Below are 18,147 nucleotides of genomic sequence, written 5' to 3' on the forward strand. Positions count from 1 at the left end.
CCACCCAGCTTTCTCATCTAAACGGCCGCCCATGAGCGCTCACGCCGCCCCCTCGCCCGAAGCGCTGTCGCGGCGCGCCGAATTCAAGGCCGCCAAGGCCGACCTGCTCGAGCGCTTTCGCAGCGCGACCAACGTCACGTCGCTGATGCACGCGCTGTCGAAACTCACCGACAGCGCACTGAAACGCGTATGGGACGACTGCGGGCTGCCCGCGACGCTCGCGCTGGTCGCCGTCGGCGGCTACGGGCGCGGCGAACTCGCGCCCCACTCCGACGTCGACATCCTCGTCCTGCTGCCCGATGCGCACGATCCGGCGCTCGATGCGCGCATCGAGCGCTTCATCGGGATGGCGTGGGATCTCGGCCTCGAGATCGGCAGCAGCGTACGGACGGTCGCGCAATGTATCGAAGAGGCGTCGCAGGACGTCACCGTGCAGACCTCGCTGCTCGAGGCGCGCCGCATCTTCGGCAGCACCGCGTTGTTCGAGCGCTTCACCGTTCGCTATCACGAAGAGGCGCTCGATGCGCGCGCCTTCTTCACCGCGAAGGTGCTCGAGATGCGTCAGCGCCACGCGAAGTTCCAGGACACGCCGTACAGCCTCGAACCGAACGTGAAGGAAAGCCCCGGCGGGCTGCGCGACCTGCAGACCATCCTTTGGATCGCGCGCGCGGCCGGCTTCGGCAGCAGCTGGCGCGAGCTCGACACGCGCGGCCTCATCACCGAGCGCGAGGCGCGCGAGCTGCGCCGCAACGAAGGGTTCCTGAAGGCGCTGCGCGCGCGGCTGCACGTGATCGCCGGCCGCCGTCAGGACGTGCTCGTGTTCGACCTGCAGACGCAGGCCGCCGAGAGCTTCGGCTATCGGCCGACGCAGGCCAAGCGCGCGAGCGAGCAGCTGATGCGCCGCTACTACTGGGCGGCGAAGGCCGTCACGCAGCTCGCGACGATCCTGATCCAGAACATCGAGGCGCAGCTGTTCCCCGCGACGAGCGGCATCACGCGCGTGCTGTCGCACGATCGCTTCGTCGAGAAGCAGGGCATGCTCGAGATCGTCGACGACGGCGTGTTCGAGCGCCATCCCGACGCGATCCTCGAAGCGTTCCTGCTGTACGAGACGACGCGCGGCGTGAAGGGCCTGTCGGCCCGCACGCTGCGCGCGCTGTACAACTCGCGCGAAATCATGAACGACACGTGGCGGCGCGATGCACAGAACCGCCACACGTTCATGCAGATCCTGCAGCAGCCCGAAGGCATCACACATGCGTTCCGGCTGATGAACCAGACCAGCGTGCTCGGCCGCTATCTGCTGAATTTTCGCCGCATCGTCGGCCAGATGCAGCACGACCTGTATCACGTGTACACGGTCGACCAGCACATCCTCATGGTGTTGCGCAACATCCGCCGCTTCGCGGTGGCCGAGCATGCGCACGAATATCCGTTCTGCAGCCAGCTGATCGGCAATTTCGAGCGCCCGTGGGTGCTCTACGTCGCGGCGCTGTTCCACGACATCGCGAAGGGCCGCGGCGGCGATCACTCGACGCTCGGCATGGCCGACGCGCGACGCTTCTGCCGCGAACACGGCATCGGCGGCGACGATGCGGCGCTGATCGTGTGGCTGGTCCAGCATCACCTGACGATGAGCCAGGTCGCGCAGAAGCAGGACACGAGCGACCCGGAGGTGATCAAGCGCTTCGCCGCGATCGTCGGCAACGAACGCTACCTGACCGCGCTCTATCTGCTGACCGTTGCCGATATCCGCGGCACCAGCCCGAAGGTGTGGAACACCTGGAAGGGCAAGCTGCTCGAGGATCTGTACCGCATCACGCTCGCGGTGCTCGGCGGCGCGAAGCCCGACGCGCATTCGGAACTGAAGTCGCGCCAGGAGCAGGCGCTCGCGCTGCTGCGCCTCGAGACCGTGCCCGACGACGCGCATCGCGCGCTGTGGGATCAGCTCGACGTCGGCTTCTTCCTGCGTCACGACGCAGCCGACATCGCGTGGCAGACGCGCGTGCTGTACCGCCACGTGAACGCCGAGACCGCGATCGTGCGGGCGCGGCCGTCGCCGATCGGCGACGCGCTGCAGGTGCTCGTGTACGTGAAGGACCGCCCCGACCTGTTCGCGGGCATCTGCGCGTACTTCGACCGCAACGGGCTGTCGGTGCTCGATGCCCGCGTGAGCACGACGCGGCACGGCTACGCGCTCGACAACTTCATCGTCACGCAGACCGAGCGCGACGTGCGCTACCGCGACATCGCGAATCTCGTCGAACAGCAGCTCGCGACGCGGCTCGCCGAAACCGCGCCGCTGCCGGAACCGTCGAAGGGCCGCCTGTCGCGACTGTCCCGCACTTTTCCGATCACGCCGCGCGTCGACCTGCGGGCCGACGAGCGCGGCCAGTACTACATCCTGTCCGTGTCCGCGAACGACCGGCCGGGCCTTCTCTATTCGATCGCGCGCGTGCTGGCCGAGCATCGGGTCGGCGTCCATGCGGCGCGGATCAATACGCTCGGCGAACGCGTCGAGGACATCTTCCTGCTCGATGGTGCCGGCCTGTCCGACAACCGCCTGCAGATCCAGCTCGAAACCGAATTGCTGCGCGCGATCGCAGTCTGAATGAATCCCAGCGTTTATGCGCACCAAATTGACCGTCAAGAATCCGCGGCCGGCGTCGCCGACCCGCGCACCCGTCCGCTCCGGCAGCCTCGTCGCCCGCAAGGCCGTGCGCCCCGCCGCGCCGGCCCCCGGCGACAAGCCGCCGCGTGCGCAGAAGCCCGCCGCGGCCGGCGCCGGCAAGCGTGCCGCCGAGTCGCGCGATGCACAACGGCCGGGCGCGGATCGCGCGCCGCGTGACGCCGGCGCAGCGCGCGGCGACGCGCGGCCGCGCCGTGCAGGCGCCGAAGGCGGTGCGCGTGCGCCGTATCGCGACAAGGATGCCGGCGAAGGCGCGAAGCGCAGCTTCGGCGAACGTCGTGCGACCGGCGACCGTCCGGCGCGTCCCGCACGCGATGACGATCGCCCGCGCCGCGCAGGTGGCGAAGGCGGCGCACGCGCGCCGTATCGCGACAAGGCAGCCGGCGAAGGCGCGAAGCGCAGCTTCGGTGACCGCCCCGCACGTCCCGCACGCGATGACGATCGCCCGCGGCGCACAGGTGGCGAAGGCGGCGCACGCGCGCCGTATCGCGACAAGGCAGCCGGTGAAGGTGCGAAGCGCAGCTTCGGCGACCGCCCCGCACGTCCCGCTCGCGACGACGATCGCCCGCGCCGCGCAGGTGGCGAAGGCGGCGCACGCGCGCCGTATCGCGACAAGGCGGCCGGTGAAGGCGCGAAGCGCAGCTTCGGCGACCGCCCGGCACGTCCCGCACGCGATGACGATCGCCCGCGCCGCGCAGGTGGCGAAGGCGGCGCACGCGCGCCGTATCGCGACAAGGCGGCCGGTGAAGGCGCGAAGCGCAGCTTCGGTGACCGCCCGGCGCGTCCCGCACGCAATGACGATGCACGCCCGCGCCGCGCAGGCGCCGAAGGCGGCGCACGCGCGCCTTACCGCGACAAGGCAGCCGGCGCGGGCGCAAAGCGCAGCTTCGGCGACCGCCCCGCGCGCCCGGCACGCCCCACCGAGCGCAGCAGCACCGAGCGCCGCGCGAGCAGCCCCGCGCTGAAAACCACCCAGCCGGTCAAGCACCGCGCCGCCGACATCGATCACGGTGACGAAACGGGCCTGATGCGGCTGTCGAAGCGCATGTCGGAACTCGGCCTGTGCTCGCGTCGCGAAGCCGACGAATGGATCGAACAGGGTTGGGTCCTCGTCGACGGCGAACGCATCGACACGCTCGGCACCAAGGTGCGCCCGGATCAGAAGATCGAGATCGACGAGCGCGCAAGCGCCGCGCAGGCCGCGCAAGTGACGATCCTGCTGCACAAGCCGGTCGGATATGTGTCGGGCCAGGCGGAAGACGGCTACGAGCCTGCGGCGGTGCTGATCACGCGCGCGAACCAGTGGAGCGGCGACCGTTCGCAGATTCGCTTCTCGCCGCAGCACCTGCACGCGCTCGCGCCGGCGGGACGGCTCGACATCGATTCGACCGGGCTGCTCGTGCTGACGCAGAACGGCCGGATCGCGAAGCAGCTGATCGGCGAGCAGTCGGACATCGACAAGGAATATCTGGTGCGCGTGCGTTACGGCGAACACCTGATCGACATCGATCAGCACTTCCCCGCCGAATCGCTCGCGAAGCTGCGCCACGGCCTCGAGCTCGACGGCGTCCCGCTGAAGCCGGCGATGGTCAGCTGGCAGAACGGCGAGCAGTTGCGCTTCGTGCTGCGCGAAGGCAAGAAGCGTCAGATCCGCCGCATGTGCGAGATGGTCGGCCTCGAAGTGATCGGCCTGAAGCGCGTGCGGATGGGCCGCGTGATGCTCGGCGCGCTGCCGCAAGGCCAGTGGCGCTATCTGTCGCCCGACGAGTCGTTCTGACGGCCCGCACGCACTTGCCGCGTGCACGAAGAACAAAGCCCGCTGCACGCGGGCTTTGTTCGTTTACAACGGGACATCGACGCGCGATCGTCAGTCGTCGTCGCTCGGATCGAGCCCGGGGAACAGCACGTCGGTGAACCCGAAGCGCGTGAAATCGGTGATCCGCATCGGATAGAGTTTGCCGATCAGATGATCGTATTCGTGCTGCACGACGCGCGCATGGAAGCCTTCGGCGACGCGGTCGATCTTCGCGCCGAACTGGTCGTAGCCGACGTAGCGGACCTTCGCATAACGGCTCACCACGCCGCGCATGCCGGGCACCGACAGGCAGCCCTCCCAGCCCTCCTCCATGTCCGGCGGCATGTATTCGACCTTCGGATTGATCAGCACCGTCTCGGGCACCGGCGGCGCGTCCGGATAGCGGTTGTTGTTGCCGAAGCCGAAGATGATGATCTGCAGCCCGATGCCGATCTGCGGCGCGGCGAGCCCCGCTCCGTTCGCGTGATGCATCGTCTCGAACATGTCCGCGACGATCTCGTGCAGCTCCGGCGTATCGAACTGTCCGACCGGCTCGGCGATTTCGAGCAGGCGCGGGTCGCCCATCTTCAGGATCTCGCGAATCATTGCGTATTGCCCTCCAGGAGTTGGTGCAGTCCGTCTTCGTCGAGCACCGGGATGCCGAGTTCCTCGGCCTTCGCGAGCTTGCTGCCGGCTTCGGCGCCCGCGACCACGTAATCCGTCTTTTTCGATACCGAGCCGGCCACCTTCGCGCCGGCCGCTTCGAGCATCTCCTTCGCCGCGTCGCGCGTGAGCGTCGGCAAGGTGCCGGTCAGCACGACCGTCTTGCCGGCGAGCACGCCCTGCGGCGCCTTCGGCGCGGGCGGCCCTTCCGGCCACGTGACCTTGCCGGGCGCGCGCAACTGGTCGATCACCGTGCGGTTGTGCTCCTCCGCGAAGAACTGGTGGATCGACTCGGCGACGATCGGCCCGACGTCGTTGACTTCGAGCAGTTCCTCGATCGACGCGTCCATGATCGGATCGAGCGAGCCGAAATGCTTCGCGAGATCCTTCGCGGTCGATTCGCCGACGTGGCGAATGCCGAGCCCGTAAATGAAGCGCGCGAGCGTCGTGTGCTTCGCCTTCTCGAGCGAATCGAGCAGATTCTGCGCGGACTTTTCGGCGAAGCGGTCGAGCTCCGCGAGCGTCGCGAAACCGAGATTGAACAGGTCGGCCGGCGTGCGCACGAGGTTCAGCTCGACCAGCTGATCGATGATCTTCTCGCCGAGCCCGTCGATGTCGAGCGCGCGGCGCTGCGCGAAGTGCCACAGCGCCTGCTTGCGCTGCGCCGGGCAGAACAGGCCGCCCGTACAGCGCGCGATCGCCTCGTCCGGCAGGCGCTCGATCTTCGAGCCGCACACCGGGCACTCGGTCGGCATCACGAATTCGGCCGCGTCGGCCGGCCGGCGCTCGAGCAGCGCGCCGACGACCTCCGGAATCACGTCGCCTGCGCGCCGCACGATCACGGTGTCGCCGATCCGGATGTCCTTGCGGCGCACTTCGTCCTCGTTGTGCAGCGTCGCGTTGGTCACCGTCGCGCCGCCGACGAACACCGGCTCGAGCCGCGCGACCGGCGTGATCGCGCCGGTGCGGCCGACCTGCACGTCGATCGCGACGAGCTTCGTCAGCGCTTCCTGCGCGGGGAATTTGTGCGCGAGCGCGAAGCGCGGCGCGCGCGATACGAAGCCGAGGCGGTCCTGCTCGTCGCGCCGGTTCACCTTGTAGACGACGCCATCGATGTCGTACGGCAGCGATTCGCGCCGCTCGCCGACCTTGCGGAAGAATTCGAGCAGCCCCTGCGCGCCGCGCACGACGGCGCGTTCGCGGTTCACCGGCAGGCCGAGCGCTTCGTACCAGTCGAGCAGCGCGCTGTGGGTATCGGGCATCGGCATCCCGTCGAGCACGCCGATCCCGTACGAGAAGAACGACAGCGGACGCTGCGCGGTGATCTTCGGATCGAGCTGGCGCAGGCTGCCGGCCGCCGCGTTGCGCGGGTTCGCGAATTCGCGCTGCTCGGCCGCCCGCTGGCGTTCGTTCAGGCGCGCGAAATCGCGTTTGAACATCAGCACTTCGCCGCGCACGTCGAGCAGCGCGGGCACGTGGGCGCCCTTCAGCTTCAGCGGAATCGAGCGGATCGTGCGCACGTTCTCGGTCACGTCCTCGCCGGTCGTGCCGTCGCCGCGCGTCGACGCCTGCACGAACACGCCGCGCTCGTAGCGCAGCGAAATGGCGAGCCCGTCGAACTTCAGCTCGCACGCGTATTCGACGGGGTCCGTCACCGAGCCGGCGAGATCGGTCGGCTTGTCGAGCGCATCGGCGACGCGCTTGTCGAACGCGACGATGTCGTCGTCGCTGAAGCCGTTGTTCAGCGACAGCATCGGCGCGTCGTGAACGACCGGCGTGAACCCGCTCGCCACTGCGCCGCCGACGCGCTGCGTCGGCGAATCGGGCGTCACGAGTTCGGGATGATCGGCTTCGAGTTGCTGCAGCTCGCCGAACAGTCGATCGTATTCGGCGTCGGGCAGGTCCGGCTGATCGAGCACGTAGTAGGCGTAGTTCGCCCGCTCGAGTTGATCGCGCAGCCACGCGGCGCGCGCGTCGGGCTGGCTGGCTGGCGGTTCGGCTTGGGTTCGGGCCATGCTGGCGGCAGGTGCGTTCTGAAAAATCGGAATTCCGATTATCTCAGTTTGACGCCGCGACGTGGGCACGCGGTGCACGCCCGCGCCGGCTCGCCGCACCGCGCCGATGCGGCACTGCAGCGACGCGCAGCGGCGTCGCGGCCGCTGCGCGTCGAACGCGTTACTGGCTGAACAGGCGGCGCGTGACCGGCGAGCCGGCCGGAATGCCGGCTTCCTCGAGCTTCGCGTACAGCTTCATCAGCTGCTGGTCGATCGCGACCAGCGCGGACTCCGGCAGCGGCCGGCGCGAATCGTCGACGACCCGCGCGCCGATGCGCTCGGACAGCGACTTCGCGTAGTCGCACATCAGCCGGAACGGCAGGATGTCCTCTTCGGCGACCGGCACGTCGAGCACCAGCGTGATCATGTTGCCGCCCTTGTACGTCAGGTCGTCGCGCAGGAAGTTGGTGTCGCCGAACTGCAGCATGAACACCGGGTTCTGCTTCGCGTCGAGCTTCACGAAACGCGTGCCGTCGCGCGACAGCAGGAGCCCGTCCTGCGACGCGACGGCCTGCACGTAGTTCGCCGACCACGGCGCGCCGTCCGACATCACGTTGATCGACAGCTGCGCGTCGCACTGCGCGGCGAATCCGTCGAGCTCGCGCGCCATCGCGACCGTTTCCATCATGTCGGGGAATTCCGGCGCGCCGTCAATCGCGTCGGCGAACTGCTGGACACCCGTCACGAACTCGGAGAACTCGAGCTCGTTGAGCGCGCCGCTGCGGTTCGCGAGCTGCGCGGCCGCGCGCAGTTCCTCGTAGCGAACGCCGTTCTGCAGCAGCTCCCACTGACCGCCTTCCGGCTTGCCTTCGATATGCACGGGCTTGCTGCCCGCGCGCCGCAGCCGCTGCGCGACCGGCAGGATCTTGTCGCCCGGCAGCGGTGCGCCGAGCCGGATCGGCACGATGCAGTCGATGCGGCGATCGACGATCGCGGGCGGAGCCGACGAGATGGTCGTCGCGGCCGGCAGCACCGGCTCGACGTGCTCGTCGTCCGCTACGCCGGCGGCCGGCGCTTCGTGCGCGGCGGCGGCCGGCGTGCCTTCGTCGGCGGCCCGCTCGGCCACGCCGTCGGACCCGGCCGACACATCGGCGCCGACGCCGACGCTCTCGGCCTGCAGGTCGACCGGCTCATCGGCCGGCGCCACGCCGCCGAACGTCGGCTCTACGCGTGCGGCTTCCGACGCCGCGCTCGCGGCCGGGGCGGGCGCAGGCGCTGCCGGTTCGCGGCGCACCGGCTGGCGCACCGGCTCGATGAACGGCAGCTCTTCGTCGCGCTCGGGGCGGTTCATCGCGTCGGCCGCCTCTTCCGGCATCGGACGCGGCATCCTGCGCCGCACCTTCGCACCCTGCCATGCGTTGTAGACCACGACGCCGCCCACCACGACGGCGCCCGCGCCGATCAAACCGAGTGTCAACTCGTCCATGCACGCTCCATCAGCAATTCTTTTTCGTCGGAACCGCGAACGGGCGCCCATGCGCCGCGCGAACGCGGTCCGGTTTCGTCAAACGTCAATTCTGGGCAAAACCCGCGGCGGTTTCCATGTCCACCGCGACGATGCGCGACACGCCCTGCTCCTGCATCGTCACGCCGATCAGCTGCTGCGCCATCTCCATCGCGATCTTGTTGTGCGAGATGAACAGGAACTGCGTCTTGTCGGACATCGCGCGCACGAGGTTCGCGAAACGCTCGGTGTTCGCGTCGTCGAGCGGCGCGTCGACCTCGTCGAGCAGACAGAACGGCGCCGGATTCAGCTGGAACATCGCGAACACCAGCGCGGTCGCGGTGAGCGCCTTCTCGCCGCCCGACAGCAGGTGGATCGTCGCGTTCTTCTTGCCCGGCGGCTGCGCCATCACCTGCACGCCCGCGTCGAGGATCTCGTCGCCCGTCATGATCAGCTTCGCCTGGCCGCCGCCGAACAGGCGCGGGAACAGATCGCTGAAATGGCGGTTGACCTCGTCGAAGGTGCCTTGCAGCAGCGTGCGGGTTTCCTGGTCGATCTTGTGGATCGCGTCCTCGAGCGTCGTGATCGCGTCGGTCAGGTCGGCCGACTGCGCGTCGAGGAACACCTTGCGCTCGCTCGCCGCCTTCAGCTCGTCGAGCGCGGCCATGTTGACCGGGCCGAGTGCGTTGATCGCGTTGTTCAGGCGCGTGACTTCGCCCTGCAGGTACGACGGCTTCAGATCGGGCGTGAGCTTCTCGCGCAGCGCTTCCTCGTCGACCTCGGCCGCCGCGAGCTGCTCGGCGAACTGCTCGACCGCGAGGCGCGCGGCCTGCTCCTTCAGCTGCAGCTCGGTGATGCGGTCGCGCAGCGGCTGCAGCGAACGCTCGGCGACGAGGCGCTGCTCGTCCGATGCGCGCAGCTTCGCGGTCAGGTCGTCGAGTTCGAGCCGCGCGGCCTGCAGCGCCTGCTCCTTCGCCGCGCGAATCTCGAGCGCGTCCTGCAGGCCGGTGTGCGCGGTCTGCTCGTTGATCGTTTCGAGTTCCGCACGGGCGTCTTCCAGCGACACGGCGACGCGCTCGCTCTGCTCGTGCGCGACCTGGATGCTGCGCTTGAGCTCGTCGATGCGCGTGACCGCGTTGCGCGCCGCGAAGCGCGCGTCGTTCGCGCCGCGCTCGAGGTCGCGCGCTTCCTGGCGCGCCTGCGTCAGCGATTCGTCCAGCGCCTCGAAGGCGAGCTGGTTGTCCTCGAAGCGCGCCTGCAGCTCCGCCAGTTCGCCGTCGAAACGCTCGAAGTTGGCTTCCGATTCCGCCCGCAGCGCACGCTGCTCGTCGATCTGCGCGCCGATTTCCTCGAGCTCCTCGCGAATCTGCGTACTGCGCTGCGTGTAGCGCTCGTGCGCTTGCGCGAGCTTCAGCACGTCCATCTGCAGCGCATGCACGCGCTGCGTCGCGCGGTCGGCCTGCGCGCGCACGTCGCCGAGCGCCTGCGCGGCCTGCGTGTGCGCGGCCTCCGCGCGCACGGCGGCGGTGCGCGCCTCGTCGGCGAGCAGCGCCTGTGCCCGCACCTGGCGCGCGAGGTTCTCGATTTCCTGCTGGCGGGCCAGCATCCCGGCCTGCTCCGAATCGGCCGCGTACAACTGCACGCCGACCCGCGTCACGATGTGACCGGCCTTCACGACGAACGCGCCGCCTGCCGGCAGTTGCGCACGCGTCGCGAGCGCCTGCGCGACGTCGTCGGCGACGTACACGTTGCCGAGCCAGTCGTTCAGCACCGCACGGATGCCCGCATCGTCGATGCGCACGAGCGACAGCACCGGGCGCAGCCCGGCTGCGGCGACCGGCGGCTCGCCCGCGGCGGGCGGCGCGTAGAACGCGAGCTTCGCGGGCGGCGCATCGGTGGCGAACGCCTTCACCCAGTCGAGATTCGACACCTCGAGCGCCGCGAGGCGCTCGCGCAGCACGGCTTCGAGCGCGGCTTCCCAACCGGCTTCGACATGCAGCTTCTTCCACAGCCGCGGCAGCGCGCCGAGCTCGTGCTTGTCGAGCCACGGCTGGATCTTGCCTTCGGTCTGCACGTTCTCCTGCAGCTGCTTGAGCGCGGCGAGGCGCGCCTCGAGCTGGTGAATCTGCGCGCTCTCGGCCTGCACGCGCTCGTGCGCGGCGCGGCGTTCGCCGTCGAGCCGCGGCAGCGTCTCCTGCGCATCGGCCAGGCGCGCCTGCGCTTCGGCGAGCACCTCTTCCTGCTCGGCGAGCTGCATGCGCAGCTCCTCGAGCTGCGCCTCGTCGGGCGCGTCGAGACCGCCGGCCTCCGACTTCAGCCGCTCGTGGCGCTGCTGCAGCTGTTGCAGCTGCTGGTCGGCGTTGCGCTGGTGCGCGGCTTCGAGCTTCAGCGACTGTTCGGTCTGCGCGATGCGCGCGCGCTCGTCGTTGAGCTGCGCCTGCGCGTCGCGCCATTTCGCTTCGAGCGCCGGCAGCGCGTCATGCTTGGCGGCGGCCGAGTCCTCGGCCAAGGCGGCCTTTTCGTCGGCGATCGCGCGCGCTTCTTCCGCTTCCTCGAGCTCGTCCTGCGCCTTCTCGGCCTGCGCGCGCCATTGCTCGCGCTGCGCGTTCAGCGCGGCGATCTGCGCCTGCACGCGGTTGCGCGATTCGACGATGAACTTGATCTCGGCCTCGAGGCGGCTCACTTCGGCGTTCGCCTCGTAGAGCGCGCCCTGCGCGCCCTGCATCGCGTCGCTCGCCGAGTAATGCGCGACGCGCAGCGTCTCGAGCTGCGCCTCGACTTCGCGCAGCTTGGCGGTCTGCGCGTCGAGGTCGATCTGCGCCTGCTCGATCGCGCGCTGCTGCTTCTGCTGCTCGCCCGCGGCCTCGTTCTTGCGCAGCAGCCACAACAGCCGCTGCTTCTCCTCGCCGTCGGCGACGAGTTCCTTGTACCTGGTGGCGACGACGGCCTGCGCCTCGAGCTTCTCGAGGTTCGCGCCGAGTTCGCGCACGATGTCCTCGACGCGCGTCAGGTTCTCGCGCGTGTCGTGCAGGCGGTTCTCGGTCTCGCGGCGGCGTTCCTTGTACTTCGACACGCCGGCGGCTTCTTCGAGGAACACGCGCAGTTCTTCGGGCTTCGCCTCGATGATCCGCGCGATCATCCCCTGGCCGATGATCGCGTACGCGCGCGGGCCGAGGCCGGTGCCGAGGAAGATGTCCTGGATGTCGCGACGCCGCGCCGGCAGGTTGTTGATGTAGTAGCTCGACGTGCCGTCGCGCGTGAGCACGCGCTTCACGGCGATCTCGCCGTACTGGCCCCACTGGCCGGCCGCGCGGCCGTCGGAGTTGTCGAAGATCAGTTCGACGCTCGCCCGGCTGCCGGGCTTGCGGGCGGTCGAGCCGTTGAAGATCACGTCCTGCATCGACTCGCCGCGCAGCTCGGACGCGCGCGACTCGCCGAGCACCCAGCGCACGGCATCGATGATGTTGGACTTGCCGCATCCGTTCGGGCCGACCACGCCGACGAGCTGGCCCGGAACCTGGAAATGCGTGGGATCGACGAAGGATTTGAAGCCAGCGAGTTTGATCGAGCTCAGACGCACGGCGGTATCGGATGTGAAGAAGAGGTGAAACGGACGGAGCCGCGCGGTGCGGGGCCAAATGCCCCGTATGCGCGATGCGCCCCGGAATTCAAAAACGGGGCCGCGCGCATTTCCAGCGTTGGGCCCCGCAAACGGCGTTCATCATACCATCGCGCGTGCACCGTCCCGCCCGTCGCCGGGTTCGCCGGACTTCGGCGCCGCACGATGCACGCGGCTCGACAGCAGCGTCGCGAGCACGATGCACGCGCCGCCCGCCCACTCGCGCGCGCTCGGCAGTTCATTGGCGAACACCCACGCCGACAGCGCGGTGATCACGATCTCGAACAGCATGATGATCGATGCGCGGTTCGCCGGCACGCGCGCGAGCCCGTACTGGACCAGCAGGTTGTTGGCGGCCATCGTCACGCCGATCGCGACGACGATCGAGGCGGCGAGCCCGAGGTGGCTGCCGGCCGGCGCGGCCGGCAGCCCTTCGACCAGCGACGCGATCGCGCCGAACACCGCCGCGCCGCCGAACAGCGTCGCGGTACGCATCTCGGCGCGCATCTGCGGCACTTCACGGCTCGCCTTGATCACCAGCACGTTGCTCATCGCGAAACTGAGCCCGGCCGCGAGCCCCGCCCATTCCGCCGGATTGGCCGGCAGCGGCAAGCCGAGCGCCGGCGACCACAGCATCAGCATCGCGCCGCCGATCGACAGCGCCGCGAGCCCGGCGCCGGCCCAGGTGAGCCGCTCGCGCAGCAGGAAGTGCGCGTAGATCGCCGTCCATGCCGGCGTCAGATAGAACAGCAGCATCACGCGCAGCACTTCGCCGTGCATCGTGCCCCATACGAAGCCGAGATTCGTCACGCCGGCCGTGATCGCGATGCCCGGCAGCACCCAGTGCCAGCGCAGCGTCGCGATGGTGCGGCGCCGCACGACGATCACGAACAGGAACGCGACCGCGCTCGTCAGCGCGCTGGCGAGCGTGCCGGTCAGCCCCAGCGACGCGAGGATGCGCAGCGGATACCAGATCAGGCCCCACACCGATGCGCCGATCAGGATGGCGAGCGTCGGCAGGCTGCCGCGTACCGCGTTGTTCATGTGCTTCGATACCCTTGGTTCGCCCGCCCCGGCCGCCGTCGCGGCGGGCCGTGAGCGCATGGCGTCACGTTATAATCGTCGGTCGCGAGCCGCGCGCCTTCCGCGCCCGTTCGCAACCGTGCGGCCTGCGCGCCGCTCCTTTCGCTCCAACCGGCCGCGATGGCCGCTTCGCCCGTGAACCCTCGACTCGACTCGCTCCAGCCCTATCCCTTCGAAAAGCTGCGCGCCCTGTTCAAGGACGTGACGCCGACCGCCGGCCTGAAACCGATCAGCTTCGGCATCGGCGAGCCCAAGCACCCGACCCCGGCGCTGATCCGCGAGGCCGTCGTCGCATCGCTCGACGGCCTCGCGTCGTACCCGGCCACGGCCGGCTCGGACGCGCTGCGCGCTTCGATCGCCCGTTGGCTCGAACGCCGCTACGGGCTGCCGGCGATCGACGCGGCCACGCAGGTGCTGCCGGTGTCGGGCTCGCGCGAAGCGCTGTTCTCGCTCGCGCAGACAGTGATCGACGCGCGACCGCGCGCGGACGGCAAGAAGGCGATCGTACTCTGTCCGAATCCGTTCTATCAAATTTACGAAGGCGCGGCGCTGCTGGCCGGTGCCGAACCCTATTTCGCGAACAGCGACCCGGCGCGCAATTTCGCGTGCGACTACGCGGCCGTGCCCGACGAAGTGTGGGCGCGCACCCAGCTGCTGTACGTGTGCTCGCCCGGCAACCCGACGGGCGCCGTGCTGACGCTCGACGACTGGCGCGAGCTGTTCGCGCTGTCGGACCGCCACGGTTTCGTGATCGCGTCCGACGAGTGCTATTCGGAAATCTATTTCGACGAAGCGGCGCCGCCGCTCGGCGGCCTCGAGGCCGCGCACCGCCTCGGCCGCGGCTTCGAGCGGCTGGTGATGCTGTCGAGCCTGTCCAAGCGCTCGAACGTGCCGGGCATGCGCTCGGGCTTCGTCGCGGGCGACGCCGCGCTGCTGAAGAAATTCCTGCTGTACCGCACCTACCACGGCGCCGCGCTGTCGCCGGTCTGGCAGCACGCGAGCATCGCCGCGTGGAACGACGAGGCGCACGTGCGCGACAACCGCGCGCTGTATCTGCAGAAGTTCGCGACCGTCACGCCGATGCTCGCCGACGTGATCGACGTGAAGCTGCCCGACGCCGCGTTCTATCTGTGGGCCAACGTCGCGCGCACCGGCCTGTCGGACACCGAGTTCGCCCGCCGCCTGTACGCCGACTATAATGTGACGGTTCTGCCCGGCTCGTACCTCGCGCGCGATGCGCACGGCACGAATCCGGGCCGCGATTTCATCCGGATCGCGCTCGTCGCGGGCACCCCCGAATGCGTCGAGGGCGCGCAACGCATCGTCGAGTTCTGCCGCGCTCTCGCGCGGTAACACGTCCATCCCGATCAATTCCATTCATCTCCTGCGAAAACGAACATGTCGCAACAACTTCAGCAAATCATCGATACCGCCTGGGAAAACCGCGCCGAGCTGTCGCCGAAGGCCGCGCCCGCCGACGTGCGCGAAGCCGTCGCTCACGCGATCGAGCAACTCGACAAAGGTGCGCTGCGCGTCGCCGAGAAGATCGACGGCAACTGGACCGTGCATCAGTGGCTGAAGAAGGCTGTGCTGCTGTCGTTCCGTCTGGAGGACAACGCGCCGATGCCCGCCGGCGGCTACTCGCAGTTCTACGACAAGGTGCCGTCGAAGTTCGCGAACTACACGGCCGAAGACTTCGCCGCGGGCGGCTTCCGCGTCGTGCCGCCGGCCATCGCGCGCCGCGGCTCGTTCATCGCGAAGAACGTCGTGCTGATGCCGTCGTACACCAACATCGGCGCCTACGTCGACGAAGGCACGATGGTCGATACGTGGGCGACCGTCGGCTCGTGCGCGCAGATCGGCAAGAACGTCCACCTGTCGGGCGGCGTCGGCATCGGCGGCGTGCTCGAGCCGCTGCAGGCGAACCCGGTCATCATCGAAGACAACTGCTTCATCGGCGCGCGCTCGGAAGTGGTCGAAGGCGTGATCGTCGAGGAAAACTCGGTCATCTCGATGGGCGTTTATCTCGGCCAGAGCACGAAGATCTACGATCGCGAAACCGGCGAAGTGAGCTACGGCCGCATCCCGGCCGGCTCGGTCGTCGTCGCGGGCAACCTGCCGTCGAAGGACGGCTCGCACAGCCTGTACTGCGCAGTGATCGTGAAGAAAGTCGACGCGAAGACCCGCGCGAAGGTCGGCCTGAACGAGCTGCTGCGAGGCGACTGATGGCCAAGCCGCGCACCGTGGTCGTCTACGGCATTCCGAACTGCGACACCGTGAAGAAGGCCCGCGTCTGGCTCGACGAGCACGGCGTCGAGTTCGAATTCCACGACTTCAAGAAGCTCGGCGTCAGCGCACCGCTCGTCGAGGACTGGCTGAAGGACGTGTCGCTCGACGCGCTCGTCAACAAGCGCGGCACCACCTGGCGCGGCCTCGACGACGCCATGAAGGCGGCCGCGGAAACGAAGTCGGGCGCGGTCGCGCTGATGATCCACAAGCCGTCGGTCATCAAGCGCCCCGTGCTCGTCGTCAACGGTCGCGTGAAGTCGCTCGGCTTCGCGGCCGATCAATACGCGGCGCTGTTCGCCGCCTAGGGTCGCCCGCGCCGCGCCCGCGGGCGCGGCCCGCCGTCTCATCGCTGCCGGCCACCGCGCCGGCATTTTTCATCGAAAGTGGTCCGAACCATGTCCGCCACCCTAGCCCTTACCGAACAGCTGATCGCCCGCGCGTCCGTCACGCCCGACGACCAGCATTGCCAGCAGATCATGACCGAGCGCCTCGCCGCGCTCGGCTTCGAATGCGAGACCATCGCGTCGCACGGCGTGACCAACCTGTGGGCCGTCAAGCGCGGCACCGCCGGCCGCGACGGCAAGCTGCTCGCGTTCGCGGGCCACACCGACGTCGTGCCGACCGGCCCGCTCGAGCAATGGACCTCGCCGCCGTTCATTCCCGCACATCGCGACGGCAAGCTGTACGGCCGCGGCGCGGCCGACATGAAGACGTCGCTCGCGGCGTTCGTCGTCGCGTCCGAGGAATTCGTCGCCGCGCACCCCGATCATCGCGGCGCGATCGCGTTCCTGATCACGAGCGACGAGGAAGGCCCGGCCACCGACGGCACCGTGAAGGTCGTCGAGCTGCTCGACGCGCGCGGCGAGCGCCTCGACTACTGCATCGTCGGCGAGCCGACCTCCAGCGCCGAGCTCGGCGACGTCGTGAAGAACGGCCGCCGCGGCTCGATGTCGGGCGAACTGATCGTCAAGGGCGTGCAAGGCCACATCGCCTACCCGCACCTCGCGAAGAACCCGATTCACCTGCTCGCGCCGGCGCTCGCCGAGCTCGCCGCCGAACAGTGGGACGCCGGCAACGAGTACTTCCCGCCGACCACCTGGCAGGTGTCGAACCTGCGCGCCGGCACCGGCGCGACCAACGTGATCCCCGGCCACGCCGACCTGATGTTCAACTTCCGCTTTTCGACCGCGAGTACCGTCGAAGGCCTGCAGGCACGCGTGCATGCGATCCTCGACAAGCACGGCCTCGACTACACGCTGAAGTGGTCGGTGAGCGGCCTGCCGTTCCTCACGCCGCGCGGCGAGCTGTCGAACGCGCTCGAGCACGCGATCCGCGCCGAGACCGGCGTCACGACCGAGCTGTCGACGACGGGCGGCACCTCGGACGGCCGCTTCATCGCGCGCATCTGCCCGCAGGTGATCGAGTTCGGGCCGCCGAACGGCAGCATCCACAAGATCGACGAGCACATCGAGCTGCGCTTCGTCGACCCGCTGAAAAACGTGTACCGCCGCGTGCTCGAACAACTGATCGCCTGACGGAGCCTCGCATGACGACACCTTTTGCAACCGTTCGCGACCTGCTGCGCTACGCGGTCACGCGCTTCTCGAAAGCGAAGCTCGCGTTCGGCCACGGCTCGGACAACGCTTACGACGAAGCCGCCTACCTCGTACTGCACACGCTCGACCTGCCGCTCGACACGCTCGAACCGTTCCTCGACGCGCGCCTGCTACCCGACGAAATCGCGGCCGTGCTCGCCGTGATCGAACGGCGCGCGGCGGACCGCGTGCCGGCCGCGTACCTGACCCATGAAGCGTGGATGCACGGCCACCGCTTCTACGTCGACGAGCGCGTGATCGTGCCGCGCTCGTTCATCGGCGAGCTGCTCGACGACGGGCTGCAGCCCTACGTGGCCGATCCGGAGCAGGTCGGCGCCGTGCTGGAGCTGTGCACCGGCTCGGGCTGCCTCGCGATCCTTGCGGCGAGCGCGTTTCCGAATGCGGACATCGACGCGGTGGACTTGTCCGACGACGCGCTCGAAGTCGCGCGCATCAACGTGCGCGACTACGGGCTCGACGACCGCATCACGCTGCATCGCGGCGACCTCTACGCGCCGCTGCCCGCATTCCGCGCCGAGCCCGACGGGCGCTACGACGTGATCCTGACGAACCCGCCGTACGTGAATGCGGCGTCGATGGCGGCGCTGCCGCCCGAATACCGCCACGAGCCCGAGATGGCGCTCGCCGGCGGCAACGACGGCATGGACATCGTGCGGCGGATCGTCGGCGAAGCGCACCGGTGGCTGCACGACGACGGCGTGCTCGTCGTCGAGATCGGCAACGAGCGCGAGAACGTCGAAGCGGCGTTCGGCGGCCTGGAGCTCACGTGGCTGCCGACCAGCGCCGGCGACGACGCGGTGTTCCTGATCCAGGCGTCGGACCTGCCGCGCAAGGGCTGAACGCCCCGCGCATGCCGGACGCGAACCGTGCGATGCGGTGCCCCGCCGCCCCGCAC

Annotated in this window: 12 protein-coding genes; 7 read left to right on the plus strand and 5 right to left on the minus strand. The window is 69.1% G+C overall.

The genetic code is table 11. The annotated features are described in order from the left end of the window. The first annotated feature begins 31 nt into the window (after positions 1-31). Positions 32-2,611: a [protein-PII] uridylyltransferase gene (locus MYA_RS08755; RefSeq protein ID WP_011885147.1), complete on the plus strand. Its 2,580-nt coding sequence runs from the start codon at positions 32-34 to the stop codon at positions 2,609-2,611. Between the two features lie 16 nt (positions 2,612-2,627). Continuing rightward, a complete protein-coding gene (locus MYA_RS29490; RefSeq protein ID WP_014723221.1) occupies positions 2,628-4,466 on the plus strand; it encodes a pseudouridine synthase in 1,839 nt (612 codons plus the stop codon). Positions 4,467-4,556: 90 nt separating this feature from the next. On the opposite strand, the gene def is transcribed toward MYA_RS29490, so the two are convergent. The 5 genes from def to MYA_RS08785 all read right to left on the minus strand — a co-directional run bounded on the left by def (position 4,557) and on the right by MYA_RS08785 (position 13,308). Then, positions 4,557-5,090 (minus strand): peptide deformylase, encoded by a 534-nt coding sequence (gene def / locus MYA_RS08765; RefSeq protein WP_011885149.1) that lies wholly within the window; start codon positions 5,088-5,090, stop codon positions 4,557-4,559. Next, entirely contained in the window at positions 5,087-7,162 is a 2,076-nt protein-coding gene (ligA, locus tag MYA_RS08770) for an NAD-dependent DNA ligase LigA (protein WP_014723222.1), read from the minus strand. Before ligA ends, def begins: the two co-directional genes overlap by 4 nt. Positions 7,163-7,322: 160 nt before the next feature. After that, the gene (locus tag MYA_RS08775) at positions 7,323-8,627 is read right to left on the minus strand and encodes a cell division protein ZipA C-terminal FtsZ-binding domain-containing protein (RefSeq protein WP_014723224.1); all 1,305 of its coding nucleotides are present in this window, start codon (positions 8,625-8,627) and stop codon (positions 7,323-7,325) included. Between the two features lie 85 nt (positions 8,628-8,712). Next, the gene (smc, locus tag MYA_RS08780) at positions 8,713-12,225 is read right to left on the minus strand and encodes a chromosome segregation protein SMC (protein WP_014723225.1); all 3,513 of its coding nucleotides are present in this window, start codon (positions 12,223-12,225) and stop codon (positions 8,713-8,715) included. 141 nt (positions 12,226-12,366) lie between these two features. Then, positions 12,367-13,308, minus strand: coding sequence for a DMT family transporter (locus MYA_RS08785; RefSeq protein WP_014723226.1), 942 nt, complete (start codon positions 13,306-13,308; stop codon positions 12,367-12,369). A 159-nt stretch (positions 13,309-13,467) separates the two neighbouring features. On the opposite strand from MYA_RS08785, the gene dapC reads away from it, so the two are divergent. The 5 genes from dapC to prmB all read left to right on the plus strand — a co-directional run bounded on the left by dapC (position 13,468) and on the right by prmB (position 18,091). Continuing rightward, entirely contained in the window at positions 13,468-14,700 is a 1,233-nt protein-coding gene (gene dapC, locus MYA_RS08790) for a succinyldiaminopimelate transaminase (protein ID WP_041493847.1), read from the plus strand. Between the two features lie 45 nt (positions 14,701-14,745). Continuing rightward, complete coding sequence (gene dapD / locus MYA_RS08795; protein ID WP_006478479.1) at positions 14,746-15,573, plus strand: 2,3,4,5-tetrahydropyridine-2,6-dicarboxylate N-succinyltransferase; 828 nt, start codon at positions 14,746-14,748, stop codon at positions 15,571-15,573. Beyond that, complete coding sequence (locus MYA_RS08800) at positions 15,573-15,941, plus strand: ArsC family reductase (RefSeq protein ID WP_011885155.1); 369 nt, start codon at positions 15,573-15,575, stop codon at positions 15,939-15,941. The genes dapD and MYA_RS08800 overlap by 1 nt, the downstream gene beginning before the upstream one ends. Before the next feature lie 90 nt (positions 15,942-16,031). Beyond that, positions 16,032-17,171: a succinyl-diaminopimelate desuccinylase gene (gene dapE / locus MYA_RS08805; RefSeq protein WP_014723228.1), complete on the plus strand. Its 1,140-nt coding sequence runs from the start codon at positions 16,032-16,034 to the stop codon at positions 17,169-17,171. A gap of 11 nt (positions 17,172-17,182) precedes the next feature. Further along, positions 17,183-18,091, plus strand: a complete 909-nt coding sequence (gene prmB, locus MYA_RS08810) for a 50S ribosomal protein L3 N(5)-glutamine methyltransferase (protein WP_014723229.1) — start codon at positions 17,183-17,185, stop codon at positions 18,089-18,091. Positions 18,092-18,147 lie beyond the last annotated feature (56 nt).

It is taken from the genome of Burkholderia sp. KJ006 (genome assembly GCF_000262695.1).
GTDB lineage: Bacteria > Pseudomonadota > Gammaproteobacteria > Burkholderiales > Burkholderiaceae > Burkholderia > Burkholderia vietnamiensis.